We start from the raw sequence: 25099 nt of genomic DNA on the forward strand, positions 1-25099 counted from the left end.
GCAGGTGGCATCATGGCCACACCCCGGCAAAAAGCACCTCTCGCTATGGTGAAGACGCCCGCCTAGCGCGCGCGGCGAACCTCGCCGGGACGGACCTCGAAACGCTCCGCATCCGCCAATGCCTCGAAGGCGAGGGGATCGGCCCCGCTCATCCAGACCTGGGCGCCGAGCGCGGACAGCGCAGCGAACAGCCCGGCGCGGCGGTCGGCGTCGAGATAGGCCACCACGTCATCCAGCAGCACCACCGGGGCGTGGCCCTGCATGGCGGTGACGAGGCGGGCATGGGACAAGGCGAGGCCGATCAGCAGCGACTTCTGCTCGCCGGTGGAGCAGCGCGCCGCCGACAGGCCCTTCGGCCCGTGGGCGACGGCGAGGTCGCACAGGTGCGGCCCTTCCAGCGTGCGCCCGGCGGCGCGGTCGCGGGGGCGGTTGTCCTGGAGGATGGCGCGGTAGCGGTCCTCCACCTCCACCGCCGGCGCGGTGGCGAGCAGGCGCTCCAGCGCGCCGTCGAGGGCGATGTCGGCATAGGGAAAGAGGCTGGCGTCGTCGGCGTGGGCGGCGATCTCGGTGGCGAGGCGCTGCACCGTCTCCAGCCGCGCGGCGGCGACGGCGACGCCCAGTTCCGCCAGCTCGTGCTCCACCGCGCCCAGCATGCGGTTGTCGCCGCCGTCCTCCAGCACCCTGTTGCGGGTGCGCAGCGCCCGTTCGAGGGCGTTGACGCGGGTGCCGTGGCTGGCGTCCACGGCGAGGACGAGACGGTCGAGAAAGCGGCGCCGGTCGGCCGGCGGCCCGGTGAACAGCCCGTCCATCTCCGGTGTCAGCCACACCACCTTCAGATGGTCGAGGAAGGCATTGGCGGAGGAGGCCGTCTCCCGGTCGATGCGGAAGCGCCGGGCCGGCGTGTCCGCGCGCGGGGCATCGCCGCCGGTGCCGAGCATCACCTCGCCCAGAGCGCCTTCCACTTGCGCGGCCACCGCCCAGGAGCCGTCGCCGCCGGCCTGGGCGATGGCGTCGAGCGGCGCCCGCCGGAGGCCCCGGCCGGGGGAAAAGAAGGAGATGGCTTCCAGCAGGTTGGTCTTGCCCGCCCCGTTCGGCCCGGTGAGCACCACCGGCCCGTCCGCCACCTCGATCTGCGCTGCCGCGTAGCTGCGGAAGCGGGTGATGGTGAGGCGGCGGATGCGGGCGCGGGGCGCGGTCACGGGAGGGGTGTGGCTCACACCCGCAGGCTCACACACGCATCGGCATGAGCACGTAGAGCGCGTCGGTCTTCGTGCTGTCGCGCACCAGGGTCGGCGAGCCGGGATCGGCCAGCTTCAGCTCCGCGGTGTCGCCTTCGAGCTGCGAGGTGATGTCCAGCAGATAGCGGCTGTTGAAGCCGATATCGAGCGGCTCGGCGCCATACTCGACTTCCAGCTCTTCGGTGGCGCTGCCGCTGTCCGGATTGGTCACCGAGAGGGTCAGCTTGCCGTCGCCGAGCGAGAGCTTCACCGCCCGCCCGCGCTCGCTGGAGACGGTGGAGACACGGTCCACGGCGGCGGCGAAATCGGCCTTGTCCACCAGCAGCGTCTTGTCGTTGCCGGCGGGGATGACGCGGCCGTAGTCGGGGAAGGTGCCGTCGATCAGCTTGGAGGTGAGCACGATGGCGCCCACCGCGACACGGATCTTGGTGGCGGACAGCGAGACAGTGACTTCCGCGTCCTTGTCTTCCAGCAGCTTCTGGATCTCGGCCACCGTCTTGCGCGGGACGATGACGCCGGCAAGGCCGCCCGCGCCCTCGGGCGCGTCAAGCTCCGCCTGGGCGAGGCGGTGGCCGTCGGTGGCGACCGCGCGCAGCGTCGGCTTGCCGGCGTTCTCCGCCACGTGGAGGTAGATGCCGTTGAGGTAGTAGCGCGTCTCCTCGGTGGAGATGGCGAACTGGGTCTTGTCCACTAGGCGGCGGAATTCCGCGCCCTTCACTTTGAAGGAATGGGAGAATTCGCCAGCGGCGAGGTCCGGGAAGTCGGTCTCGGGCAGGGTCTGCAGGGTGAAGCGGGCGCGGCCGGCGCGCACCGCGAGGCTGCCGCGTTCGCCGCCGGCCTCCAGTTGCACCTGCGAGCCATCGGGGAGCTTGCGCACGATGTCGTACAGCACGTGGGCCGGCACCGTGGTCGCGCCATCCTGGGACACTTCCGCCGGCACCGTCTCCACCACTTCCAGGTCGAGGTCGGTGGCCTTCAGCGACAGGCCGTTCGTCCCCGTGCGGATCAGCACGTTGGCGAGGATCGGGATGGTGTTGCGCCGCTCGACGACGCGATGGACATGGCTGAGCGACTTGAGAAGCTCGGCGCGTTCGACGGTGACCTTCATGGCCCGGACCCGTGACTCTTCGCTCGGAGGGAATTGGATGCGCGCGGCAACTGGCGTCGCCGCGGCCCCGTTCGGGTTCGTCGAAACGAACCGCCGGGCCGCAGACATTGCCGCCGCCGCCGCCGCAACGCAAGAGCCGGGCCTCGATTTGTGCGGGACGTCGGCGCCGGAGCGGCCGTGCGGCCCGATCCGCCGGTCTGACGGATCGAACGCGGGGGAGGGGGCTTACTCGGCGACGAGGCGCTTCAGCGTCTCGATCTCGTCCGCCAGGGCGCGGTCGGTGGCGATCAGTCCGTCGATCTTGCGCACCGCATGCAGGACGGTGGTGTGGTCGCGTCCGCCGAAGCGCCGGCCGATCTCCGGCAGCGAGCGCAGGGTCAGGGTCTTGGCGAGATACATGGCGATCTGGCGCGGCTTCACCACGTTGGCGGTGCGGCGCTGCGACAGCAGGTCGGCGCGGGACACATTGTAGTGCTTGGCCACCACGCGCAGGATGTCGTCCACCCGCACGCGCTTGGGGTCGCAGGGACGCACCAGATCCTTGACCGCGCCTTCGGCCATCTCCAGCGTCACCGGCTCGCCAGTGAGTTTGTTCACCGCCAGCAGCTTGTTCAGCGCGCCGTCGAGGTCCCGGCCGCTGGTGCCCACGTGGCGGGAGAGGAATTCCAGCACCGGGGTCGGCACGGTGAAGCCGCGATGCTGCTCGGCGAGCACCTGGGAGCGGGCCTTCAGGATCTGGTGGCGCAGATCCTCCTCCAGCGTGGCGAGTTCCACCACGAGGCCGCCGGCGAGGCGGGAGCGGACCCGCTCGTCCAGCGCGTCGAGTTCCGCCGGCGGACGGTCGGCGGCCACCACCACCTGGCGGCCGGCGTCCATCAAGGCATTGAGCGTGTGGCAGAATTCCTGCTGCATGTTCTTGCCGGTCAGGAATTGCAGGTCGTCGATCACCAGCGTGTCGATGGAGCGCAGCGCATCCTTGAAGGCGATGGCGGCGTGCGACTTGAGCGCGGCGACGAAGCCGTACATGAAGCGCTCGGCGGTCAGGTACACCACGCGGCGGCCACGGGCCGCGCCGGCCCAGGCCACGGCCTGGAGTAGGTGGGTCTTGCCGAGGCCGACGGCCGCATGGAGATAGAGCGGGTTGAACAGCGGGGCGGCGCCCGGCACCGCCTCGGACACCTGCCGCGCGGCGGCGTGGGCCAGCGTGTTCGACTTGCCGACCACGAAGGTCTCGAAGGTGAAGCGCGGGTCGAGCGGCGAGCCGGCGCCCACATCGGCCGAGGCCTGCGTGGCGGAGGGCGCGGCGGCGGCGGGGCGCGCCGGGGCGGTGGCGACCGCGGGGCGCTCGGACAGGGTCTCGCGGGGGGCGTTGGCGGCCTTCAGCGGCAGGCTGCGGGTGACGGCGGTGCGGACCGCGAGGTCCACCTTGGTGATGCCGTTCTCCTCGCGCCACAGCTCCGACAGGCGGTCGAGATAGTGGTCCTGGATCCAGGCCTTCAGGAAGCGCGTGGGGACCGACAGCTGGACCGCGCCGGCGCCGACCCTGTCGAGCTCGATGCGGGCGAACCAGCTCGTATAGGATTCCTCACCGATCTCCTCACGCAGGCGCTGGCGGACCCGGTCCCACTGATGGACACAGACGTCGGTCGTGACGGCTCCGGGGATGGCGGGCCGAAATTTGGCGACGTCTACGGCTTCCGGCTTCAGCATGAGGGCTGCTCCCGCGCGTGGCGGTTCCCTGGTTGAGGCGCGAGGTCTGTCGCGCCGGGTGACCGGCGCGCTGCGCGCAAGGTGGAGAAGGATGAAGGTGGGCGCCGAAGGCGCGGATCAGCCCGGGCCGTGGCTCACGGCCGAGCCCGAGCGCGGGGGCGGGAATGCGGTGGGATATGCAGCGTCCGCATGGACCGAAAACGCCGCCGGCATGGCGCAGAATATCGCGCGCTCACCACTGTCGCAAAAGGTCATAGCCGCCCCATTTGCCGCCGAAATTGCTTCCAGCGGCCTTTCCGTTGATTGTCATATTTTACAGAATTCTGAAATTGTCCGAGGCTTTTTATAAAGAAGCTTCAGAACAACTTGCCCCCAATCAAGTGCTGTCGCCCCAGACTGAAGAACGCTGCGGGTTGGAAAGGGCATATATACACATGACATTCCCTCCCTTCACTCGCGAAGAGCTGTTCAGCGTTCAGTCTATTGGTGAATGCCCGGGGCAATCCCTGAGGTGAGATTGAACATACACAGGCCTCGGGAGCGGTGCAACGCCTTTCGGGTCAGTTTGGGATAGTGGGGGAAAGGGTCGCAACAGCTCGGTTGAAGTGGCACTTTATGTCAGCCGGCAAACCTCTGAATGGACAATGAGAATCCAGGGTCGCCGGAGGCTCGGGGGCAGGGTTCGGCCGAGCAAAGGGAAGAATACATAGGTACCGTTCTTTGGCGGCTGTTTGGAGCCGCTTTTCCGCTTGGGCGTTAACTCGTTCAAGATGATCGGCTTTTCCTGAGCGGCGAGAACCGGCGTCTGGATGCGCGCCGTGTTGTCGCCATTTCGAGGACTTGACCTTCCGCCTCAAAGAGCGCAGCCGGCATCCTGGCGAATCGATCGCCGATGCAACCGCTCCGGCAATAAAAAAGCCCGGCAATGCCGGGCTCTTCTGTCACGCCGGAAGAAAGCGGGACTGGACTGTGCTCAGGCGCTCAGCTTGCGGACGCGAGCGGCGAGGCGCGAAACCTTGCGGGACGCGGTATTCTTGTGAAGAACACCCTTGGTCACGGCGCGCATGATCTCCGGCTCGGCGGCCTGGAAAGCGGCCACGGCCTGGTCCTTGTCACCGGCGGTGAGCGCGTCTTCCAGCTTGCGCAGGTAGGTGCGCACCCGCGAGCGGCGCGAGCGGTTCACTTCGGTGCGGCGCTCGATCTTGCGAGCCGCCTTCTTGGCGGAGGGCGTATTGGCCATCGGCCATCCTTCGGTTTGGCGGGCACAGGGCCGGCCCGACTGGGCTTTACTATGCGCGTCTGGAATGAATACGGGAGCGGGCGACCGGAGCCACCAGCGAAGTGCCGGGCTTATAAGGTTAGCGCGCTGCGGCGTCAACCACGTTTCGCTCCACTGTTCCCCTTTTACGACACCGTGTGGCATCGGCCGCGCTTTACGCGCGTGGCCGTCCTCGCGTATGTGCAGGGACATCGTATATAGAGCACGCGCGGGCGGCCACCACGGCATCGCGGCGGCCCCGGACGTGCGGGAGTTAGGCAGATGAGCGACGTGACGGTGGCGGAGCAGCCGGTGACCGACAGCTTGGTGACCGTATTCGGCGGGTCGGGCTTCCTCGGGCGCCATGTGGTGCGGGCGCTGGCCCGCCGCGGCTACCGGGTGCGCGTCGCGGTGCGCCGGCCCGAGCTCGCCGGCTTCCTCCAGCCCATCGGCTATGTGGGCCAGATCCAGCTGGTGCAGGCGAACCTGCGCTATCCGCAGTCCGTCATGCGGGCGGTCGAGGGCGCGCAGGCGGTGGTCAATCTGGTCGGCATCCTCGCCCCCACCGGCCGCCAGTCGTTCCAGGCGGTGCAGGCGTTCGGCGCCCGCGCGGTGGCCGAGGCGGCGGCCGGGGCCGGCGCCCGGCTGGTGCATGTCTCGGCCATCGGCGCCAGCGCCGACAGCCCGTCCGAATATGCCCGCTCCAAGGCGGAAGGCGAGGCGGCGGTGCTCCAGGCGGTGCCCTCGGCGGTGATTCTCCGGCCCTCACTGGTGTTCGGCCCCGAGGACGACTTCTTCAACAAGTTCGCCGGCATGGCGCGCATGAGCCCGGCGCTGCCGTTGATCGGCGGCGGCCTGACCCGATTCCAGCCGGTGTTCGTCGGCGATGTCGCCACCGCCGTGGAGCATGCGGTGGAGGGCCTCGCCAAGCCCGGCACGGTCTATGAGCTGGGCGGCTGCCAGGTGCGCACCTTCAAGGAGCTGATGCAGCTCATGCTGCACGAGATCGGCGCCAAGCGCTCGCTGGTCGCCGTGCCGTTCGGCCTCGCCTCGCTGGCCGCCGGCCTGACCCAGTGGCTGCCCAAGGCGCCGCTGACCAAGGACCAGGTGGAGCTGCTGAAGTCCGACGCCGTGGTGTCGGCCGCCGCCGAGGCGGAGGGCCGCACGCTGCGCGGGCTGGGCATCACCCCGACCGCGCTCGCCTCGGTGCTCGGCAGCTATCTTTGGCGATTCCGCAAGTCGGGCCAGTTCACCCATATCGAGACGTGAGTCTTCCGGCGCGCGGCGCGCCGGGCGGGCAACACACAGGCAGGCAGCAGGCGGGCCGATGGGCATCGAGGTGAAGATCTGCGGCCTCTCGAGCGCGGCGACGCTCGACGCCGCGCTCGAGGCCGGGGCCGATCTGGTGGGCTTCGTGCATTTCCCCAGGAGCCCCCGGCACGTGCCGCTGGAGGCCGCCCCGGCCCTGGTGGCGCGGGTCGGCGGGCGCGCCCGCACCGTGCTGCTGCTGGTGGACCCCGACGACGCGACGCTCGGTGCCGCCGTGGCGGCGTTCAAGCCCGACATCCTCCAGTTGCACGGCCGCGAGACGCCGGAGCGGGTGGGCGAGATCCGCGCCCGCACCGGCCGGCCGGTGATGAAGGCGCTGCCGGTGGCGCGGGCCGAGGACCTCGCCCAGGTGCCCGCCTATGCGGCGGTGGCCGACCGCCTGCTGTTCGACGCCAAGCCGCTGCCGGACGACGCGCTGCCCGGCGGCAACGGCCGGCCGTTCGACTGGCGGCTGCTGGCCGGCCTTGACCCCGGGCGGCCGGTCATGCTTTCCGGTGGGCTCGACGCCGGCAACGTCTCGCAGGCCCTCGCGGCCGTCCGCCTCGACGGGGTGGACGTCTCGTCGGGCGTGGAAACCGCCCCCGGCGTGAAGTCGGCGGACAAGATCTTCGCTTTCGTCCGCGCGGCGAGGGCAGCAGCGGCGGCAGCTCCGGCCGCCCCCATCGGGAAAGTTCAAGCTCCGTGAACGCGCTCAATTCCTATCGCACCGGCCCCGACGAGGGCGGCCATTTCGGCATCCATGGCGGGCGCTTCGTTGCCGAGACCCTGATGCCGCTGATCCTCCAGCTGGAGGCCGCCTACGAGGCGGCCAAGGTGGACCCCGCCTTCAAGGCGCAGATGGACGGCTATCTGGCCCATTACGTGGGCCGGCCCTCGCCGCTCTATTATGCCGAGCGGCTGAGCGAGCACCTGGGCGGCGCCAAGGTCTATCTGAAGCGCGAGGAGCTGAACCACACCGGCTCCCACAAGGTGAACAACGTGCTGGGCCAGATCCTTCTGGCCCTGCGCATGGGCAAGACGCGCATCATCGCCGAAACCGGCGCCGGCCAGCACGGCGTCGCCACCGCCACCCTGTGCGCCCGCTTCGGCCTGAAGTGCGTGGTCTACATGGGCGCGGTGGACGTGGAGCGGCAGAAGCCCAACGTGTTCCGCATGGAGATGCTGGGCGCGCAGGTGATCCCGGTGCAGTCCGGCTCGCGCACCCTGAAGGATGCCATGAACGAGGCCCTGCGCGACTGGGTCACCAACGTGCACGACACCTTCTATTGCATCGGCACCGTGGCCGGCCCGCACCCCTATCCCTCCATGGTGCGCGACTTCCAGTCGATCATCGGCAAGGAGACCCGCGCGCAGATGCTGGAGGCGGAAGGCCGCCTGCCGGACAGCCTGATCGCGGCGGTGGGCGGCGGCTCCAACGCCATCGGCCTGTTCCATGAGTTCCTGGACGATCCGGGCGTCGAGATCTTCGGCGTCGAGGCCGCCGGGCACGGCATCTCCTCGGGCCAAACCGCGGCGGCCATCCTGGCCGGCCGGCCGGGCGTGCTGCACGGCAACCGCACCTATCTGCTGATGGACGACGACGGGCAGATTTCCGAAGCCCATTCCATCTCGGCGGGCCTCGACTATCCCGGCATCGGGCCGGAGCATTCCTGGCTGCACGACATCGGCCGGGTGAAATACATTCCCTGCACCGACACCGAGGCGCTGGGCGCGTTCCAGCTGCTGTCGAAGCTGGAGGGCATCATCCCGGCGCTCGAATGCGCGCACGCCATCGCCAAGGTGATGGAGATCGCGCCGACGAAGCCGAAGGACCACCTCATGGTGGTCAATCTGTCGGGCCGCGGCGACAAGGACGTCTCCACCGTGGCGGACCTTCTGGGGGGCCGGATATGACACGTGCAGCGCTTACTCTTCTCGCCGTCGGCCTGTTGGGCGGGGTGTCCCCGGTTCTGGCGCAGGTGCCGCCGCAGCCGGCCAGCCTCCAGCTCGCGGCGGACACTGTCGCGTCCGATCCGGCCGGCGCCTTCGTCAACGTGCGGGTGAAGAACGTGGGCACCACGGTGATCTCGCAGATCGACGTGGGCTGCCAGTTCTTCGCCAAGGGCAAGCTGGTCGGCACCTCCACCACCACGCTCTATGCCTCGGTGCCGGGCGTGACCGGCATCGGCCAGGTGCGCCTGATGGGCGCCACCGGCGCGACGGATGCCCGCTGCGGCATCCTGAAGGCCAACTGAGCGCCGGGCGTCCGGCCTTCGACCATTCGGGATGGGGCCGCGCGCCCCGTCTGCCTGCCGCTTCCGGCCGCATGGCGGCCGACCCCTCGGACCGGAGGGGAGGAAACCACACGGACCATGACGACCCGCATCAGCGCCCGCTTCACCGATCTCGCCGCCCAGGGCCGTCCCGGCCTGGTGACCTTCATCACCGCCGGCGATCCCGACTATGACACTTCGCTGGAGCTGCTGCGGATGCTGCCCGGCGCCGGGGCGGACGTGATCGAGCTGGGCGTGCCCTTCACCGATCCCATGGCCGACGGCCCGGCGATCCAGGCGGCGGGCCTGCGGGCGCTGAAGGCCGGCCAGACGCTGGCCAAGACGCTGGATCTGGTGCGCGCCTTCCGCGTCGAGGATGCCGCGACCCCGATCGTGCTGATGGGCTATTTCAACCCCATCTACATCTACGGCGTGCCGCGCTTCATCGCCGACGCCAAGGCCGCGGGCGTGGACGGCCTCATCATCGTCGACCTGCCGCCGGAAGAGGACAAGGAGCTCTGCCTGCCGGCGCTGGAGGCGGGGCTGGACTTCATCCGCCTCGCCACGCCGACCACGGACGAGACCCGCCTGCCCACCGTGCTCGCCCACACCGCGGGCTTTGTCTATTACGTCTCCATCACCGGCATCACCGGCTCGGCCACGCCCGACGCAGACGTGGTGGGCGCGGCGGTGGCGCGCATCAAGCAGCACACGCTGCTGCCGGTGGCGGTGGGCTTCGGGGTGAAGACCCCGGCCCAGGCCGCCGCCATCGCCGCCGGCGCGGATGCCGTGGTGGTCGGCTCGGCTCTGGTGGAGGCGGTGCGCAAGACGCTGGACGACGCGGGCGCGGCCACCGCCAACACGGTGCCGGCGGTGGAAGCCCTGGTGCGGGAACTGGCCGAGGCGGTGCGCGGCGTCGGCCGCCAGGCGGCGGAGTAGGGCGGGGCGCTGCCGGCCGCGCGGGCCCCCCGCCGGACCGGCCGATCTCTTTTCCCCGCCGCGAGCAGCCCTGCCGCCCGTAACCCTTTCGCCCGTAACCCCGTCGCCCTCGCGACAGGTCCCCTCTCCCGCTTGCGGGGGAGGGCCAGGGTGGGGGCCGAAGCGCAGCTTGGGGGCTTTCCGCCTCTGTACCCCCGCCACGCCGGGGCGCGACCGGCATTCCCCTTCCCGTCTCCGCGCGGTGGCCTTCTTTCTGCGCTGTCGCGTGGCCCCCACCCAACCCTCCCCCGCAAGCGGGAGAGGGCTTTGCGGTGCGCCGGTGGCGGGCATCCGTGTCAACAGCCCGCCCCCGCTCCGCCGGCTTGGCCAGGACAAGCTGTGCCTGTTCCCCCATGCATCACGCTTGAAATTCGGACATAAATGTCCGAAAATTAGCCTGACGGTGGGGTCGGGCGGGCCACATGGATAAGCGGGACCGTTTCATCGCCGAGATCCGGGAGGAAGCCAGGCAGGCGGGGCTTTCCTTCCGGGTCGAGAAGGCGGCCGGAAAGGGCGGGCACGCCATGCTCTGGGTCGGCGGCAAGGTGTCGACGCTTCCATCCCGCGAGATCGACCCCAAGACCGCGCGAAAGATCCGCAAGGCCCTGGGCCTCGCCTGAGGCCTGAGCGGTGGGCGGCAGCGCGGGCAACGCCGCCGCGACGGGAGTTGGATGATGCAGATGTTCGAATATCGCGCTCTGTTCGAACCGGGCGACGAGGCGGGGGTGGTGGTGACCTTTCCCGATGTCCCGGAAGCCATCACGCAAGGGGATGACCGGGCCGACGCTTATGCGCAGGCCCGGGACGCGCTCGGCCTTGCCCTCCTGACCTATCCCCGTCGCGGGCTCGCGCTGCCGGTGCCGAAGGCGCGGGGCCGGGATCTCGTGGCGATCGCGGTGGACCCGGAGGTGGCCGCCAAGCTGGCGGTGCTGGAGGCGTTTCGCAACGCGGGCATCAGCAAGACCGAGCTTGCCCGCCGCCTGGAGCGGGACGAGAAGGAGGTGCGGCGGATCCTGGACCCCATGCACGCCACCAAGCTGCCGGCGCTGGCCCAGGCGCTGGAAGCCATGGGCCAGAGGCTGGTGATCGGGGTGGAGGCGGCCTGACCGGCGCGATGCGGCCGGCGCGGCTTCTCGCGGTGCCCGCGTGGTAGAATCCCTCAGTTGCCGGGCTCGTGCGGCGGGTCTTGAGTAGCCGCCTTGCATCGGGCGGGGGCGTCTCATGATCTGGCGTGGAATGAAGCGCGCGGCGGGGGCCGTGGCCATGACGGCGGCGCTGGTGGCGGCGCTGGAACCGGCGGCGGCCTGCACCCGCGCCATGTTCGTCGGCACGGACCAGGTGGTCGTCACCGGCCGCAACATGGACTGGCCGGAGGACATGCGCAGCAACCTCTGGGCCTTCCCCAAGGGGATCGCGCGCGATGGCGCGGCCGGGCCGCGATCGGTCAAATGGACCGCGAAGTACGGCAGCCTTGTCGCCACCGCCTATGACGTGGGCTCCGCCGACGGCATGAACGAGGCCGGGCTGGTCGCCAACATGCTCTATCTCACCGAGGCGGAATACGGCGCGCCTGACGCGCGGCCGACGCTGGCGGTCTCGCTCTGGGCGCAATATGCGCTCGATAATTTCGCCACCGTGGCCGAGGCGGTGGAGGCGCTGGGCAAGGACACGTTCCGGGTGGTGGGCGGCAAGATTCCCAACGGCTCGGCCGCGCAGCTGCATCTGGCGCTGTCCGACGCCAGCGGCGACAGTGCCATCCTGGAGCATATCGGCGGCAAGCTCGTCATCCACCACAGCCGCGACTATGTGGTGATGACCAATTCCCCGCCCTTCGACCAGCAATTGGCGCTCGACGCCTATTGGAAGGAGATCGGCGGGCTGACCTTCCTGCCCGGCACCAACCGCGCCTCCGACCGCTTCGTGCGGGCCTCCTTCCTCATCGGCGCGCTGGCCAAGACGGCGGACCCCGCCTTCATCTCCGCCGTGCCGGGCCGGAGCTTCGAGAACCAGTCGGCGCTGGGCGTGCTGAGCGTGATGCGCGCGGTGAGCACGCCGCTCGGCATCAAGACTGTCGCGACGCCCAACGTCTCGGCGACGCTCTGGCGCTCGGTCGCGGACCAGAAGAACAGGGTCTATTTCTTCGATTCCGCCACCAGCCCCAACAGCTTCTGGGTGCCGCTGGCGGACCTGGACCTGACGGCCGGGGCGCCGGTCAAGACGCTCACCATCGCCGGCGGGCGGGTCTATAGCGGCAATGCGGCGGCCCAGTTCGAGGCGGCCCAGCCGTTCGCCTTCCTGCCCGCCGAGCCGTGAGGGCTGCGGCAAAGCGGGGCAGCCGCGCGTGTTCGGCCTTTCGTTCGCCACGCAAGGGCATTACATGGTGCCTGGAAAAGCTGGAGATGCGTGTTGAACTGGATTTCCAACGTCGTCCGCCCGAAGATCCGCAACTTCCTCAATCGCCGGGAAGTGCCGGAAAATCTCTGGGTGAAGTGCCCGGAAACCGGGCAGATGGTGTTCCACAAGGACCTGGAGGCCAATCAGTATGTGATCCCCGGCTCGGGCTATCACATGCGCATGAGCCCCGTGGACCGGCTGAAGACCACGTTCGACGACGGCGCCTATGACGAGGTGGCGCTGCCGGAGGTGGTGATCGACCCGCTGAAGTTCCGCGACGAGCGCAAATATATCGACCGCCTGAAGGACGCCCGCACCAAGACCGGGGCGCAGGATGCCGTGAAGGTGGCCACCGGCCTGCTGGAGGCCCTGCCGGTCACCGTGGCGGTGCAGGATTTCGGCTTCATGGGCGGCTCGCTCGGCATGGCCGCCGGCGAGGCGGTGGTGACCGGCCTGCAGACCGCCGCCGCGAAGAAGACCCCCTTCATCATGTTCGCCGCCTCCGGCGGGGCGCGCATGCAGGAGGGCATCCTGTCCCTCATGCAGATGCCGCGCACCACGGTGGCGATCCAGGAGCTGCGCGAGGTCAAGCAGCCCTACATCGTCGTGCTCACCAACCCGACCACCGGCGGGGTGACCGCCTCCTACGCCATGCTGGGCGACGTGCAGATCTCCGAGCCCGGCGCGCTGATCGGCTTCGCCGGGCCGCGCGTGATCGAGCAGACCATCCGCGAGAAGCTGCCCGACGGCTTCCAGCGGGCGGAATATCTCTACGAGCACGGCATGCTCGACATGGTGGTGCACCGTCACCAGATGCGCGAGACGCTGGCCCGGATCTGCCGCATCATGGTCAAGGCGCCCGGCGTGCCGCCCAAGGGCCGCCTGCCGCGCCCCGCCGCGGCGTGAGCCCCCGACCGCCGGGAGCCCGCGCCGCATGAGCGCGCTGGACGCCCTGCTGGAGCGCCTGATGGCGCTCCACCCCAAGCGCATCGACCTGTCGCTGGAGCGCATGGAGCGCCTCATCGCGGCGCTGGGCCATCCCGAGCGGCGGCTGCCGCCGGTCGTGCATGTGGCCGGCACCAACGGCAAGGGCTCGACACTCGCCTATCTGCGCGCGGCGCTGGAGGCGGGCGGCAAGCGCGTGCATGCCTATACCTCACCGCATCTGGTGCGCTTCAACGAGCGCATCCGCCTCGCCGGCACCCTGGTGGACGACGCCCGGCTGGTGGACGCGCTGGAGCGCACGGCGGCGGCCAATGACGGCGCGCCCATCACCTTCTTCGAGGTCACCACCGCCGCCGCGCTGCTGCTGTTTGCCGAGACCCCGGCCGACGTGCTGCTGCTGGAGGTGGGCCTCGGCGGCCGGCTCGACGCCACCAACGTCATCGAGACCGCGCTCGCCAGCGTCATCACGCCCATCTCCATCGACCATGTGGAATTCCTCGGCGACACGGTGGCCGCCATCGCCGGCGAGAAGGCGGGCATCATCAAGCCGCGCGTGCCGGTGATCGTCGGCGACCAGCCGGACGAGGCGCTGGCGGTGATCGAGCGCGCCGCCGCCCGCGCCCGCGCGCCGCTGTTCGCGCGCGGCCAGCACTGGACGGTGCACGAGGAGGCCGGGCGCCTCGTCTATGCGGACGAGGACGGCCTCCTCGACCTGCCGCGCCCGCGCCTGATCGGCCCGCACCAGATCGACAATGCCGGGCTCGCGGTCGCCACCCTGCGCGCGGTGCCGGCGCTGCGCCTGCCGGCGACTGCGGTCGAGGCCGGCATCCGCGGCGCCGACTGGCCGGCGCGGCTCCAGCGCCTGCCGCCCGGCCCGCTGGTGGACCGCGCCCCGGCCGACGTGGAGGTGTGGCTGGACGGCGGCCACAACGCCGCCGGCGGCCAGGCGCTGGCCCATGCGCTGGCCGAGCTGGAGGAGCGCTATTCGCGCCCGCTGGTGCTGGTCACCGGCATGCTGGCCAACAAGGACGTGGCCGGCTTCCTCTCCGCCTTCTCCGGCCTTGCCCGCGAGGCGATCTGCGTGCCGGTGCCGGCGGAGCACAACGGCATGGCGCCGGCCGACCTCGCCACGGTGGCCACCGCGCTCGGCTTCTCCGCCTCCACCGCGCCGGACGTCGGCGCCGCGCTCGCCGGCCTCGCCGCCTTCCCGGTGACGCCGCCGCCGCGCGTGCTGATCTGCGGCTCACTCTATCTCGCCGGCGCCGTGCTCGCCGCCAATGCGACCCTGCCCACCTGACGCCAAATGGTACAGGACCCCGGTTGAAGCCGCCGCCGGCGGCTCCTAAAGCTCTGCCCATGCCTGTTGCGTCTGCTTCGCGTCCCGCCCTCCGGCCGCGCCTCACCCGTCCGGAACTGGCGCTGGTCGCCGTCACCATGCTGTGGGGAGCGAGCTTTCTGCTCGTCCACGTGGCGATGCGCGAGGAGGGCGCGCTGGCCTTCGTCGGCCTGCGCTTCGTCGCGGCGGGGGCGATGCTGGCGCTGCTGTTCCGCCGCGAGATGGCGCGCCTGACGCCGCAGGAACTGGCGGCGGGCGCCGCCATCGGCCTTGCCATCTGCCTCGGCTACGGCGCGCAGACCTATGGCCTGAAGACCATCTCCAGCAGCCAGTCCGCCTTCATCACCGCCGCCTATGTGCCGCTGGTGCCGCTGCTGCAATGGGCGGTGCTGAAGCGGCCACCGGGGCTGATGAGCTGGGTGGCGGTGGGCCTCGCCTTCACCGGCCTGCTGCTGCTGGCCGGGCCGGATGCGCCGGGCCTTGCCGCCGGCGGGCTCGGCTTCGGCGCGGGCGAGGTGGTGACGCTGTTCGGCACGCTGGCCATGGCGGCGGAGATCCTGCTCATCGGCGCCTTCGCCGGCCGGGTGAACGGCCGGCGCGTCACGGTGGTGCAATTGCTCGCCGCCGGCATGTTCGCGCTCATCGCCATGCCGTTCGCCGGCGAGGGGATGCCGGATGCGTCCCCGTCCTGGTTCGCCGCCGCCTTGGGCCTCGGGCTCATGAGCGCGGTCATCCAGCTCACCATGAACTGGGCGCAGGCCTTCGTCTCGCCCACCCGCGCCACGCTGATCTATGCGGGCGAGCCGGTGTGGGCGGGCATCGTCGGCCGGCTGGCCGGCGAGCGGCTGCCGCCGCTGGCGCTGCTCGGCGCGGCGCTGATCCTCGCCGGCACGCTGGTCGGCGAGCTGCGCCCGGTCCGCCGGACCCGCGCCGCCCGCCCGCCGGCGGAATGAGGCGCCGGAAATGAAGCCGAGGGACGCCGCCGCTTATGTCTTCCTGGCTGTCGCCTGGGGCTTTTCCTTCCTCGTGCTGCTGCGGGTGGTCGAGGCCTTCGGCTGGGTCGGCGCGGTGACGCTGCGCGCGTTCGTGGCCTGCGCGGCGCTGGCGCTGCTGGCGGTGCTGACGCGGCGGCGGCTGAACTTCAACCACGGCTGGCGCCCGCTCGCCGTGGTGGGGGCGACCACCGTGGCCGGGCAGCTGGTCTGCCTGTCCGTGGCGACGCCGCTGATCGGCACGGCCATGACGGCCATCTGCATCGCCGCCATTCCGCTGTTCTCCATGGCCATCGGGCAGGCGTGGGGCCTGGAGCGCATCACCGCGCGCGGGCTCGTCGGCCTGCTGCTGGGGGTGGCCGGCATCGTCCTGCTGGTGGGCTTTCCCGCCGAGCCGGTGACGGTGACTTTCATCCTGGGCTGCGCGGCGGCGCTCGCCGGGGCGTTCTGCTCGGCCTTCGGCAGCAATTATGCGAGCCGCCACCTGCGCGGCACCGGCGCCCTGGAAGTGACCATCGGCGCGTTCCTGGCCGGCGGGCTGCTGACCCTGCCGCTGCTGCTGTGGGTCCCGGTCCCCGCGCCGCCGCGGCTTGCGGACCTCGGCCTGCTGCTGGTGCTGGGCGGGGTGATGAGCGGGCTCTGCTACATGGCCTATTTCCGGCTGGTGTCGGCCATCGGTGCGACGCGCGCGGTCAGCGTGGAATTCGCCGTGACGGTCATCGCCACCCTGGTGGGGGCGGGGCTCCTCGGCGAGCGGCTGTCCGCCGTCCAGCTCCTGGGCGCCGCCATCATCGTCTGCGGCTGCGCCCTGGTGCTGGGGCTGCTGCCCGGCCGCCGCCGCGGGCGGGCGCGGGCCTGATTCCGCACGGGTTCACGGACCGCCAGACATGACAAAGCCGCCCCGAGGGGCGGCTCCGTCGTCATGCGCGTGGCGTCGCGGCTCAGAGGCTGCGGTCCACGGCGTTCTTCACCGCGTCCTTGGCCTTGCCGACGGCCTGCTGGCCCTCGCCCTTGATCTCCTGCACCTTGCCCTCGGCGCGCAGGCGGTCGTTGCCCACCGCCTTGCCGATGCCCTGCTTGGCATTGCCGACGGCCTCGTTGGCCATGCCGGAAATCTTGTCGCTGGTGCTGCCCATGGGGATGCTCCTTGGTGGGTGGGAACTGCCCTATCAACGGCTCATCCCCCGTGCAGGTTCCCGCGCTGCACGCCATGCGGGTGCCGTTCGGCGCAAGCCTCGCCCGCCCCCTGCGCGCACGACGCATGCCTCGGGGCCGCGAAAAGATTTCGCTTTGCCTGAATTCGCTCTAAGAGATGCGTTACAAAATTGCGCGAATGCCCCCAAGCTAGGACATAAAGGTACCGAGGACATGCCCACCTATCGTTCCCGCACCACCACCCACGGCCGCAACATGGCCGGTGCCCGTGGCCTCTGGCGCGCCACCGGCATGAAGGACGGGGATTTCGGCAAGCCGATCATCGCGGTGGTGAATTCCTTCACCCAGTTCGTCCCCGGCCACGTCCACCTGAAGGACCTCGGCCAGCTGGTGGCGCGCGAGATCGAGAAGGCCGGCGGCGTCGCCAAGGAGTTCAACACCATCGCGGTGGATGACGGCATCGCCATGGGCCATGACGGCATGCTCTATTCGCTGCCCTCGCGCGAGATCATCGCCGACAGCGTGGAGTACATGGTCAACGCGCACTGCGCCGACGCCATGGTCTGCATCTCCAATTGCGACAAGATCACCCCCGGCATGCTGATGGCCGCTATGCGCCTCAACATCCCGGCGGTGTTCGTCTCCGGCGGCCCGATGGAGGCCGGCAAGGTCATCCTCTCCACCGGCGAGAAGAAGGCGGTCGATCTCATCGACGCCATGGTCTACGCCGCCGACGACAAGGTGTCCGACGAAGACGTGAAGGTGATGGAGCGCTCGGCGTGCCCCACCTGCGGCTCCTGCTCGGGCATGTTCACCGCCAATTCCATGAACTGCCTCACCGAGGCGCTGGGTCTGGCGCTGCCCGGCAACGGCTCGGTGCTCGCCACCCATGCGGACCGCGAGCGCCTGTTCGTGGAGGCCGGCCACCTCATCGTCGACATCACCCGGCGCTATTACGAGCAGGACGACTTAAGCGTGCTGCCGCGCGCGGTGGCCTCGTTCAAGGCGTTCGAGAACGCCATGACGCTGGACATCTCCATGGGCGGCTCCACCAACACGGTGCTGCACCTGCTGGCCGCCGCCAACGAGGGCGAGGTGCCCTTCACCATGGCCGACATCGACCGCCTGTCGCGCCACGTGCCGGTGCTGTGCAAGGTCGCCCCGGCGGTGGCCAACATCCACATGGAGGACGTGCACCGCGCCGGCGGCATCATGGCCATCCTGGGCGAGCTGGACCGCGCCGGGCTGATCCATACCGATCTGCCGGTGGTGCACGCCCCGACCATGAAGGACGCGCTCGACCGCTGGGACGTGAAGCGCACCAAGAGCGAGAGCGTCGCCACCTTCTACCGCGCCGCCCCCGGCGGCGTGCCGACGCAGGTGGCGTTCAGCCAGTCCCGCCGCTGGGACGATCTGGACACCGACCGCGAGGCCGGCGTCATCCGTGATTTCGCGCACGCCTATTCCAAGGACGGCGGCCTCGCGGTGCTCTATGGCAACATCGCCGAGGACGGCTGCATCGTGAAGACGGCGGGCGTGGATGCCTCCATCCTCACCTTCACCGGGCCGGCGCGCATCTTCGAGAGCCAGGACGACGCGGTGGAGGCGATCCTCGCCAACGGCAAGATCAAGCCCGGCGACATCGTGCTGATCCGCTACGAGGGGCCGCGCGGCGGGCCGGGCATGCAGGAGATGCTCTATCCGACCAGCTACCTGAAGTCGAAGGGCCTGGGCAAAGCCTGCGCGCTGGTCACCGACGGGCGCTTCTCGGGCGGCTCGTCGGGCCTGTCCATCGGCCACTGCTCGCCGGAAGCCGCCGAGGGCGGCGCCATCGGCCTGGTGGAGGAGGGCGACACGATCGAGATCGACATCCCCAACCGCCGCATCCACCTCGCCGTCTCGGAAGAGGAGCTGGCGCACCGCCGCGCCGCCATGGAGGCCAAGGGCGATGCCGCCTGGAAGCCGAAGAGCCGCAAGCGCGTGGTGTCGCAGGCGCTCCAGGCCTATGCGGCGCTCACCACCTCCGCCGCGCGCGGCGCGGTGCGCGACGTGCGCGTGCTCAAGCGCTGAGCTGAAGCCGAAACGAAAATGGCCCCCGGACGGGGGCCATGGATCTTAAGGCGAACCGGCCGGGAGCGATCCCGGCCGGTTTTGCTTTCGGCCTCAGTTGCAGGCCAGCCGGCCGTTCATGTTGCCGATGTCGCCGTGGCACTGCGACAGCGGGATCTGGGTGTTGTGCCAGCGCCCGCGCGTGTCGGCGCAGCTCGCCTGGAGCCAGCCGTTCACCACCTTGGCGTCCTGGCAGGAGTGCAAATAGGAGCCCGGCGGGTAGATGCCGTTGCGCCGGTTCTGCGGCGGGGGCGGCGGAGGCGGCTGATACTGGCCCTGGCCGTAATAGCCGCCGCCCTGGCCATAGCCCTGGCCGCCGTAATACTGGCCGGGAGGCGGGCCCGGAGGCGGGTAGCCGCCGCCGGGGCGGCCGCCGCGGCAGACCAACTGGCCGTTCACATTGGCGATGTCGCCGCCGCAGAGCTGGTAGTTGGGCAGCTTGACCACCGCCAGCGCGCCCTGGTTATTCGGGCACATGGCCAGCAGGTCGCGGCCCTGGAAGATGTTGGCGTTGCGGCAGGTCTGGAGATAGCTCCCCTCCGGCACCTGCGGCTTTGCCTCGGCCGGCGCGACGGCGGCGGCCATGGACATCACCAGACCGGCGGCCATGGCCAGAACGATTCTCACTTTCATGCACGCCCTCCAAGACTCCGGGCGGGAAGATCCGGCCCGCATTTTACGCGCCGCTCCGGCCGGGGGACGCAAGGTCTTCCACCGGGCCGGGCGACTGGCACCCTTATATCCCCTCGCCGCCTGAACCGAGTGCCGCGTGCATCCCGGCCGCAGCGGAGCGGATATGCGCAGGCGTAGCAGGGACCTTCCGTATCGTCTATCCTGCCCGCACCGGCGGAACGGTGCGTGGGTGAGGCATGGTCCGACCTTGGAGATGGCGCGGCCGGGAGCGGGCAGGGGAGGAGCGGGCCGGAGAGATGCGGGCCGGGCTGCGGGCGGAGCCTCGGGGACGGCTGATCGGCATCCTTCTCCTTGGCCTGGCGCTGGCCGGGCTGGCCGCCGCCCTGGTCCTGGCGGACCGCGCGGCGGAGATGCAGCGGGCGCGGAGCCGGGTGGCGAGCCATGTCACCGCCGTCACCGAACATCTCGCGGCGGTTCAGCGCGGCATCGAGCTGGCCCTCGACCGCATGGCCCTCAAGGTGGAGGGCCGCGCACTGGCGGAGATGCGCGCCGATCCGGGCCTGCACCAGCTGCTGGCCGAGCTTCGCGGGCGGCTGCCCAATGTGGAATCCGCCTTCGTGGTGGATGCGGACGGGCGCACGCTGGCCTCCAGCCGCGCCTTCCCCATGCCGCCCTACGACGTGCGCGAGCGCGACTATTTCATCGCCGCGCGCGACGGGCCCGGCGGCCTGCATGTGAGCAAGCCGTTCCGCGGGCAGATGTCGCGCACCACCAGCTTCGTCATCAGCCGGCCGCTCACGCGCGAGGGGCGGTTCGCCGGGCTGGTGGCGGTCACGGTGTTTCCGGAAGCGCTGACCGCGACCTACCAGGACATGCTCGGGCACGCCGACATGGTGCTGGCGCGCGCCGACGGCGTGGTGCTGATCCGCACCGAGGGCGCGCGCGCCGTGGAGCGCCTGCAGGAACAGGCCGAGGTGATGGAGCGCGTCGCCGGGCAGGACGGCGGGCTGTTCGTCGGGCCGTCCATCATCGACGGCGAGCGGGCGCTGCACGGGGTGCGCAGGCTGCCCGGCGGCGGCCTGCTGGTGGCGGTGGTGCTCGACGAGGACGAGATCCTGGGCGGCTGGGAGCGGCGCACGGCGATGATCGCCGGCGGCGCCGTGCTGGCCTTCGCGGGGCTGTCGGCCTGGGCGGTCGCGCTCCCCCGGCAGCGCCCGTGGTGGCGGCTGCCGCCGCGCCGGGCCAGGGGCCACAGGCGCCTGCCACAAGACCTTCCGGCCGGCGGGCTGGCCCTGCTCGACCTGCTGGCCGGACGGGTGCGGGCGCGCCTCGCCATCGGCGATCCCGCCGGCGCCGATGCCGCCGCCCGGCTGATCGGCGCGCTGCTGGCCATGGCCCGCGACGATCCGTCCGCGCAGCGTCCGGTGGATATGGCCGGCCTCGTCGGCCATGTGCGCGGCGTGCTCGCCGGGGCGGCGCTGCCGGAGATCGCCGTCGCGCCCGCCGCCGGCCCGCCGGCGCTGGTGCGCGGCGAGGCGGCGCGGCTGGAACTGGCGCTGATCGACCTCGCCATGGGCCTGTCGGCCCTGGCGCCGGACGCGGGCGGGCTCGCCGCCTCCGTGACCGCCGGCCCGCCGGAGGGCTGGGAGCGGGCGGACCTGCCGGCGGGCGACTATGTCCGCCTGCGGCTCGACGTGGTGGAGGAGCACGGGGCGCCGGGCGTCGCGGGCTCTGCCGCGCCGGAGGCCTTCGTGCTGGCGCAAGGCGTGGCGCGGGCGAGCGGCGGCGCCTGCGTGGTGCCGGCGGCGGCGGCCGGGCGGCCGCTGCGGGCCGAGCTGTGGCTGCCCCGCGCCCCGGACGCGGCCGAGCCGCCGGCCGGCTGAGCCTTCTCCCGATCCCCGGCTTCGCGCCCGCGCAGAAAACCAGTAAGAGAGGGGCGCGGGGCTGCCGCAACGACGGGGAATGGGCATGAGGCAGAGACACACGGGTTGGTTCGCTCTGGGGCTGGCGTGCGCGATGGGCGTGCTGGCCGGCGGGGTTGCGCGTCCGGCGGCGGCGGCGCCCGCCAATGCGGCCCAGTGCCTGTCCAACGACGATTTCCTCATCATCTACCGGGAAAGCGCGCTCGGCCCGGGCAGCGAGATCCTCGCCCGCCGCAAGGGGCCGGACGCCGCCGCGGGCTGCGTCTTCGCCAAGGCTCCGGGGGACTATGAGGTGGGCGTGCGCGAGGAGGCGGACTATGTGCTCGGCCTCGCCGGCCGCTACCTCGTGATGGACCGCGGCACCGGGCCGAACCGCAAGCTGGTGATCTGGGACCTCGCCGCGCGCAAGACCGCGCTGACGCTCGCCTACGACACCTCCGCGCCGGTGAAGGTGGAGCCGGGCGCGGTGCTGTTCTCCGCCGTCACCGGCCCGGCCAGCCCGAAGACCTGCCCGCAGTGGAAGGACATCACCAAGAAGGGCCTGACGGCGGCGCTGACGGTGGACAGCAAGGTGGCGCTGCCCTCGCTCGCGGTCAGCCGCAGCGGCGCGCCGCGCTGCATCGCCCAGCAATAGCGGCGGCGCCGGCGCGGCGAAGCGGCCGCGTCGGCGTTTGGCGGAGCAGCCGCGTCGGCGCTCGGTGAAGCGGCCGCGTCAGCGTTCGGTGAAGAAGGTCATCAGCACCTTGCCGCCCTCGCCGGTCAGGCAGAGGAAGCGGTGCACCCGGTCGGTCTTCTCGCGCTGGATATAGGCCTCGCCCATCATCACGCCGATCACCTTGGCGTTGCCCACCATGGTGTCCGCCTTGGCGACGGTGAGCCCGTCCATGTCGATGAAGATGTCCTCCACCTTGGGCGAACTCGCCCGTAGGAGGACCAGCGCCTTCTGCTTGCAGGCCATCACCAGGCTGGTGTCGTTCACCACGTCCTCGTCGCCGCCCTGCGCCGCCTTGCCGGTGGGCGCGGTGGCCGCGGCCGGCGGCTTCGCCGGAGCCGGGGCGGGGGCGGTGGCCGGCGCGGTGGCCGCCGGCGCGCCGGGCATGGTGTTTTCCGGGGCGGTGGGGTTCTGCGGCTGGGCGTGCGCCGGCGCGAGGCCGAGCACGGCGGCGAGCCCGAGCGCGGCGGCCAGCCCCAGGGGGGCCGTCAGGCGGGGAACGGGGCGGGCGGTCTCAAGCATCGGCAGGTCCTCCGGCGCCGCGCGGCGAAGGGGAGGGCGCACGCGGCTCCCTCCCGTCGCGGCGGGCTCGGCTCAGGAACGCCGCAGCGGCCGTTTGGTGCCCGGCGGGCTCGCACTTTCGCCGCAACCCGCGCGCGTGGCCGAAGCTCCGTGCGCGGGAATGTTGAGCCGCCTGTCAGCGGCATCGATGGCGGACGGGCCGCGCCGGCCGCTCAGAGCTTGTCCAGCAGGTCGGTGATGTCGCCTGTGTCCAGATCGTCGTCGTCCCCGTCCGGGTCGCCGCCTTCGCTGTCGTCCGAGGGGGCGATGAGCTTGTCGAGGGCGGCCATGATCTCGTCGCCGATGGCCTCCACCTCCTGGCTGGAGAGGGCGGGGTTGCAGGGCAGCACGTAGCGCTCCTCGCCCTCGTCCGTATCGAGGTCGAGGATCAGCGCGCTGGGCAGCTCCTCGGGGTGCAGGAAATTCATGCGCAGCCCGGTGAGAATGCGGGCCTTGATGTCGGACATGGGACGCTCCGTTCGGCGTGGGTGGTGCGGCGGTGGCGGCTGCTGTAGCAGGTTCCGCGCCCGCTGGCGCGGGGCCGGCGCCCGCGCCGGGGACGGGCGGCGCGCCGGGAGCCGCCGCGAATGCGGGGCGGCGGCGGCGCGCATGCGTCCAGGCGGCTGGTCCGGCCCGCCCGCCCATGTTAGAGCGCGATCCGATCAGATGGCATCGAGCTGATCGGTGAATCGCCCTCCAATCTGGTGATGGAGAACGCGTTATCCGGTCAGCCCGCGGTGCAAGCCGATCGGGCGTGCTCTGGCTGGGCAGGCCGTTTTCCCGAGCCTCCGTCCCGGGCGTCCCCCCGCTCCGGTTCCGCGCAGTCCCGCCGGCCGGCGCGTCAGTGCCCCGGATGCCGGGGCCGCGCGTTCTCCGCTTCGCGTTCTCCGCCCCGCCTTCCCGCCCGGACCCGCCCGCGCATGCCTCCGTCCTTCCGCCCGCGCCGCCGCTTCGCCTCCGCCCGCCGGGGCCTCGCCTGATGGCCACGCTCGCCCTGCCGCGCGGAACCGGAACCCTGCGCGTGACCTCCGCCCTCGGGGTGGTGCAGATCTTCGCCTGGGGCTCGTCCTATTACCTGCTGTCGGTGCTGGCGGCGCCGCTGGCGGCCGATACCGGCTGGCCGCTGCCGTGGATCTTCGGCGGGCTCACCCTCGGCCTGCTGGTGGCGGGCCTCGCCTCGCCGCGCGTCGGCGCGCGTATCGGGCGCGACGGCGGCCGGGTGGTGCTGGCCACGGGCTGCGCGCTGATGGCGGCGGGGCTCGCCATGCTCGGCGCCGCCGGATCGCTGGCCATGTTCATCGCTGGCTGGGCGGTGCTGGGCCTCGGCATGGGGGCGGGCCTCTATGACGCCGCCTTCGCCGCGCTCGGGCGGCTCTACGGCGCCGCCGCGCGTCCGGCCATCACCCAGCTCACCCTCTGGGGCGGCTTCGCCAGCACGGTCTGCTGGCCGATCTCGGCTTTCCTGGTGGCGCAGCTCGGCTGGCGGGGGACGTGCTTCGCCTATGCCGGGGTGATGCTGGGCCTGTGCCTGCCGCTGGTACTGGTGGCCCTGCCGGCGGCGCCGCGCAAGGCGGCGGACGCGGCGCCCGCGCCGGCGGCGGCCCCGGTGGTGCTCCACGGGCGGGACCGGGCGGTGTTCCTGCTGTTGTGCGCCATCATGACCATCGGCGGCGCCATCGTCTCCGTGCTGTCGGTGCACCTGCTCACGCTGTTGCAGGCGCAGGGGCTGACGCTGGCCGAGGCGGTGGGCGTGGGCATGGTGCTCGGCCCCGCCCAGGTGGCCGCGCGGCTGATCGAGATGGCCGGCGGTGGCCGGCACGACGCGCTGTGGACCCTGGCGGCGGCGGTGGTGATGATGGCCTTCGGCCTGTTCATGCTGATGTTCGGCTGGGTGTGGCCGGGCGTGGCGCTGGCGCTCTACGGCGCCGGCACGGGGGTCTATTCCATCGCCCGCGGCACGGTCCCGCTCAGCCTGTTCGGCCCGGCCCGCTATGCCCAGCTGATCGGCCGCGTGGCCCGGCCTAACCTGATGGCCCAGGCGCTGGCGCCCTCGGCCGCCGCCTTCCTGATGGCCCACTCCGGCCCGGCGGCGATGCTCCACACCCTGGCGGGACTGACGCTGGTGAACGTGGCTGTGCTGGCGCTGCTGGCCCGGGCGGCGCGGGGCGGGGATGGGACGGGGGTGGGCTCGCCCCGCCATTGACCCTTCCGCCGCCCGGCCGGCAGGATTGGTGCATGAGCAGCGTGTTTTGGCTGAAGGCGGCGGCGGTGCTACGCTTCATGGCGCGAAGCGTGCTTGGGCGACTGATATGACCGGCCTTTGGCTCTATGCCTATGTGGTGCTTCCCCTCGTGGTGGTCGCGATGGGATATGCCGCCGTGCGCCTGACCGAGCCGCCCCGTCCCCCGCACGCCGGCCCCGCCGAATAAGGCCGGACGGAGCGGGCACGCCGGCACCCCGCAGGCGC

Annotated in this window: 25 protein-coding genes; 17 read left to right on the forward strand and 8 right to left on the reverse strand. The window is 71.3% G+C overall.

Going from position 1 to position 25099, the window contains the following annotated elements:
• Positions 1–62: 62 nt before the first annotated feature.
• The 3 genes from recF to dnaA form a co-directional block, all read right to left on the reverse strand.
• Entirely contained in the window at positions 63–1199 is a 1137-nt protein-coding gene (gene recF, locus YU1_RS0111820; RefSeq protein WP_029004251.1) for a DNA replication/repair protein RecF, read from the reverse strand.
• A gap of 28 nt (positions 1200–1227) precedes the next feature.
• The gene (gene dnaN, locus YU1_RS0111825) at positions 1228–2346 is read right to left on the reverse strand and encodes a DNA polymerase III subunit beta (RefSeq protein WP_029004252.1); all 1119 of its coding nucleotides are present in this window, start codon (positions 2344–2346) and stop codon (positions 1228–1230) included.
• A gap of 225 nt (positions 2347–2571) precedes the next feature.
• Positions 2572–4056 carry a chromosomal replication initiator protein DnaA gene (gene dnaA / locus YU1_RS0111830; RefSeq protein WP_084539819.1) on the reverse strand — a complete coding sequence of 495 codons (1485 nt, stop codon included), beginning with the start codon at positions 4054–4056 and terminating at the stop codon, positions 2572–2574.
• A gap of 91 nt (positions 4057–4147) precedes the next feature.
• Between dnaA and YU1_RS33430 the strand changes: the two genes are divergently transcribed.
• Positions 4148–4405, forward strand: a complete 258-nt coding sequence (locus YU1_RS33430) for a hypothetical protein (RefSeq protein WP_156922080.1) — start codon at positions 4148–4150, stop codon at positions 4403–4405.
• A gap of 624 nt (positions 4406–5029) precedes the next feature.
• Here the strand turns inward: YU1_RS33430 and rpsT are convergent.
• Entirely contained in the window at positions 5030–5296 is a 267-nt protein-coding gene (gene rpsT / locus YU1_RS0111835; protein WP_029004254.1) for a 30S ribosomal protein S20, read from the reverse strand.
• Between the two features lie 309 nt (positions 5297–5605).
• Here rpsT and YU1_RS0111840 point away from each other — a divergent pair, with 309 nt between their 5' ends.
• From YU1_RS0111840 to YU1_RS0111895, 12 genes are all read left to right on the forward strand, one after another.
• Positions 5606–6583 carry a complex I NDUFA9 subunit family protein gene (locus YU1_RS0111840; protein ID WP_029004255.1) on the forward strand — a complete coding sequence of 326 codons (978 nt, stop codon included), beginning with the start codon at positions 5606–5608 and terminating at the stop codon, positions 6581–6583.
• Between the two features lie 58 nt (positions 6584–6641).
• Positions 6642–7328, forward strand: coding sequence for a phosphoribosylanthranilate isomerase (locus YU1_RS0111845; protein ID WP_029004256.1), 687 nt, complete (start codon positions 6642–6644; stop codon positions 7326–7328).
• Positions 7325–8536 (forward strand): tryptophan synthase subunit beta, encoded by a 1212-nt coding sequence (gene trpB, locus YU1_RS0111850; RefSeq protein WP_029004257.1) that lies wholly within the window; start codon positions 7325–7327, stop codon positions 8534–8536. Before YU1_RS0111845 ends, trpB begins: the two co-directional genes overlap by 4 nt.
• Positions 8533–8877 carry a hypothetical protein gene (locus YU1_RS0111855; RefSeq protein WP_156922082.1) on the forward strand — a complete coding sequence of 115 codons (345 nt, stop codon included), beginning with the start codon at positions 8533–8535 and terminating at the stop codon, positions 8875–8877. The genes trpB and YU1_RS0111855 overlap by 4 nt, the downstream gene beginning before the upstream one ends.
• Before the next feature lie 117 nt (positions 8878–8994).
• On the forward strand, positions 8995–9834 hold the full coding sequence (trpA, locus tag YU1_RS0111860; RefSeq protein WP_029004259.1) for a tryptophan synthase subunit alpha: 840 nt from the start codon (positions 8995–8997) through the stop codon (positions 9832–9834).
• A 461-nt stretch (positions 9835–10295) separates the two neighbouring features.
• Positions 10296–10493: a hypothetical protein gene (locus YU1_RS0111865; RefSeq protein WP_029004260.1), complete on the forward strand. Its 198-nt coding sequence runs from the start codon at positions 10296–10298 to the stop codon at positions 10491–10493.
• Between the two features lie 54 nt (positions 10494–10547).
• Complete coding sequence (locus tag YU1_RS0111870) at positions 10548–10979, forward strand: type II toxin-antitoxin system HicB family antitoxin (protein ID WP_029004261.1); 432 nt, start codon at positions 10548–10550, stop codon at positions 10977–10979.
• A 115-nt stretch (positions 10980–11094) separates the two neighbouring features.
• Positions 11095–12186, forward strand: a complete 1092-nt coding sequence (locus tag YU1_RS0111875) for a linear amide C-N hydrolase (protein ID WP_029004262.1) — start codon at positions 11095–11097, stop codon at positions 12184–12186.
• Positions 12187–12279: 93 nt separating this feature from the next.
• Positions 12280–13173: an acetyl-CoA carboxylase, carboxyltransferase subunit beta gene (gene accD / locus YU1_RS0111880; RefSeq protein ID WP_029004263.1), complete on the forward strand. Its 894-nt coding sequence runs from the start codon at positions 12280–12282 to the stop codon at positions 13171–13173.
• Between the two features lie 28 nt (positions 13174–13201).
• Positions 13202–14509 carry a bifunctional folylpolyglutamate synthase/dihydrofolate synthase gene (locus YU1_RS0111885; RefSeq protein WP_029004264.1) on the forward strand — a complete coding sequence of 436 codons (1308 nt, stop codon included), beginning with the start codon at positions 13202–13204 and terminating at the stop codon, positions 14507–14509.
• Between the two features lie 59 nt (positions 14510–14568).
• On the forward strand, positions 14569–15501 hold the full coding sequence (locus YU1_RS0111890; protein WP_029004265.1) for a DMT family transporter: 933 nt from the start codon (positions 14569–14571) through the stop codon (positions 15499–15501).
• Positions 15502–15511: 10 nt separating this feature from the next.
• Positions 15512–16399 (forward strand): DMT family transporter, encoded by an 888-nt coding sequence (locus YU1_RS0111895; protein ID WP_029004266.1) that lies wholly within the window; start codon positions 15512–15514, stop codon positions 16397–16399.
• An 82-nt stretch (positions 16400–16481) separates the two neighbouring features.
• Here YU1_RS0111895 and YU1_RS0111900 read toward each other — a convergent pair whose 3' ends face one another.
• Positions 16482–16676, reverse strand: coding sequence for a CsbD family protein (locus YU1_RS0111900; RefSeq protein WP_029004267.1), 195 nt, complete (start codon positions 16674–16676; stop codon positions 16482–16484).
• Between the two features lie 232 nt (positions 16677–16908).
• On the opposite strand from YU1_RS0111900, the gene ilvD reads away from it, so the two are divergent.
• A complete protein-coding gene (ilvD, locus tag YU1_RS0111905) occupies positions 16909–18765 on the forward strand; it encodes a dihydroxy-acid dehydratase (RefSeq protein ID WP_029004268.1) in 1857 nt (618 codons plus the stop codon).
• 93 nt (positions 18766–18858) lie between these two features.
• On the opposite strand, the gene YU1_RS0111910 is transcribed toward ilvD, so the two are convergent.
• The gene (locus YU1_RS0111910) at positions 18859–19437 is read right to left on the reverse strand and encodes a CVNH domain-containing protein (protein ID WP_029004269.1); all 579 of its coding nucleotides are present in this window, start codon (positions 19435–19437) and stop codon (positions 18859–18861) included.
• Between the two features lie 296 nt (positions 19438–19733).
• Between YU1_RS0111910 and YU1_RS0111915 the strand changes: the two genes are divergently transcribed.
• Together YU1_RS0111915 and YU1_RS0111920 are read left to right on the forward strand one after the other, a co-directional pair.
• Complete coding sequence (locus YU1_RS0111915; RefSeq protein ID WP_029004270.1) at positions 19734–21320, forward strand: cache domain-containing protein; 1587 nt, start codon at positions 19734–19736, stop codon at positions 21318–21320.
• An 85-nt stretch (positions 21321–21405) separates the two neighbouring features.
• Positions 21406–21993, forward strand: a complete 588-nt coding sequence (locus tag YU1_RS0111920) for a hypothetical protein (protein WP_156922086.1) — start codon at positions 21406–21408, stop codon at positions 21991–21993.
• A gap of 78 nt (positions 21994–22071) precedes the next feature.
• Here the strand turns inward: YU1_RS0111920 and YU1_RS34415 are convergent, their stop codons facing one another.
• The gene (locus tag YU1_RS34415) at positions 22072–22635 is read right to left on the reverse strand and encodes a hypothetical protein (protein ID WP_245263305.1); all 564 of its coding nucleotides are present in this window, start codon (positions 22633–22635) and stop codon (positions 22072–22074) included.
• A gap of 170 nt (positions 22636–22805) precedes the next feature.
• Entirely contained in the window at positions 22806–23099 is a 294-nt protein-coding gene (locus YU1_RS0111930) for a hypothetical protein (protein WP_029004273.1), read from the reverse strand.
• 512 nt (positions 23100–23611) lie between these two features.
• On the opposite strand from YU1_RS0111930, the gene YU1_RS29130 reads away from it, so the two are divergent.
• On the forward strand, positions 23612–24835 hold the full coding sequence (locus YU1_RS29130; RefSeq protein WP_051356803.1) for an MFS transporter: 1224 nt from the start codon (positions 23612–23614) through the stop codon (positions 24833–24835).
• Positions 24836–25099 lie beyond the last annotated feature (264 nt).

Source organism: Azorhizobium doebereinerae UFLA1-100, from assembly GCF_000473085.1.
Classification (GTDB): Bacteria; Pseudomonadota; Alphaproteobacteria; order Rhizobiales; family Xanthobacteraceae; genus Azorhizobium; species Azorhizobium doebereinerae.

Excerpts from the sequence above, each read along its gene's own strand:
- dnaN (WP_029004252.1), bottom strand. The coding sequence starts at position 2,346 with ATGAAGGTCACCGTCGAACGCGCCGAGCTTCTCAAGTCGCTCAGCCAT.
- dnaA (WP_084539819.1), bottom strand. The coding sequence starts at position 4,056 with ATGCTGAAGCCGGAAGCCGTAGACGTCGCCAAATTTCGGCCCGCCATC.
- YU1_RS33430 (WP_156922080.1), top strand. The coding sequence starts at position 4,148 with ATGAAGGTGGGCGCCGAAGGCGCGGATCAGCCCGGGCCGTGGCTCACG.
- rpsT (WP_029004254.1), bottom strand. The coding sequence starts at position 5,296 with ATGGCCAATACGCCCTCCGCCAAGAAGGCGGCTCGCAAGATCGAGCGC.
- YU1_RS0111845 (WP_029004256.1), top strand. The coding sequence starts at position 6,642 with ATGGGCATCGAGGTGAAGATCTGCGGCCTCTCGAGCGCGGCGACGCTC.
- YU1_RS0111855 (WP_156922082.1), top strand. The coding sequence starts at position 8,533 with ATGACACGTGCAGCGCTTACTCTTCTCGCCGTCGGCCTGTTGGGCGGG.
- trpA (WP_029004259.1), top strand. The coding sequence starts at position 8,995 with ATGACGACCCGCATCAGCGCCCGCTTCACCGATCTCGCCGCCCAGGGC.
- YU1_RS0111865 (WP_029004260.1), top strand. The coding sequence starts at position 10,296 with ATGGATAAGCGGGACCGTTTCATCGCCGAGATCCGGGAGGAAGCCAGG.
- YU1_RS0111870 (WP_029004261.1), top strand. The coding sequence starts at position 10,548 with ATGCAGATGTTCGAATATCGCGCTCTGTTCGAACCGGGCGACGAGGCG.
- YU1_RS0111875 (WP_029004262.1), top strand. The coding sequence starts at position 11,095 with ATGATCTGGCGTGGAATGAAGCGCGCGGCGGGGGCCGTGGCCATGACG.
- YU1_RS0111885 (WP_029004264.1), top strand. The coding sequence starts at position 13,202 with ATGAGCGCGCTGGACGCCCTGCTGGAGCGCCTGATGGCGCTCCACCCC.
- YU1_RS0111890 (WP_029004265.1), top strand. The coding sequence starts at position 14,569 with ATGCCTGTTGCGTCTGCTTCGCGTCCCGCCCTCCGGCCGCGCCTCACC.
- YU1_RS0111895 (WP_029004266.1), top strand. The coding sequence starts at position 15,512 with ATGAAGCCGAGGGACGCCGCCGCTTATGTCTTCCTGGCTGTCGCCTGG.
- YU1_RS0111900 (WP_029004267.1), bottom strand. The coding sequence starts at position 16,676 with ATGGGCAGCACCAGCGACAAGATTTCCGGCATGGCCAACGAGGCCGTC.
- ilvD (WP_029004268.1), top strand. The coding sequence starts at position 16,909 with ATGCCCACCTATCGTTCCCGCACCACCACCCACGGCCGCAACATGGCC.
- YU1_RS0111910 (WP_029004269.1), bottom strand. The coding sequence starts at position 19,437 with ATGAAAGTGAGAATCGTTCTGGCCATGGCCGCCGGTCTGGTGATGTCC.
- YU1_RS0111915 (WP_029004270.1), top strand. The coding sequence starts at position 19,734 with ATGCGGGCCGGGCTGCGGGCGGAGCCTCGGGGACGGCTGATCGGCATC.
- YU1_RS0111920 (WP_156922086.1), top strand. The coding sequence starts at position 21,406 with ATGAGGCAGAGACACACGGGTTGGTTCGCTCTGGGGCTGGCGTGCGCG.
- YU1_RS0111930 (WP_029004273.1), bottom strand. The coding sequence starts at position 23,099 with ATGTCCGACATCAAGGCCCGCATTCTCACCGGGCTGCGCATGAATTTC.
- YU1_RS29130 (WP_051356803.1), top strand. The coding sequence starts at position 23,612 with ATGGCCACGCTCGCCCTGCCGCGCGGAACCGGAACCCTGCGCGTGACC.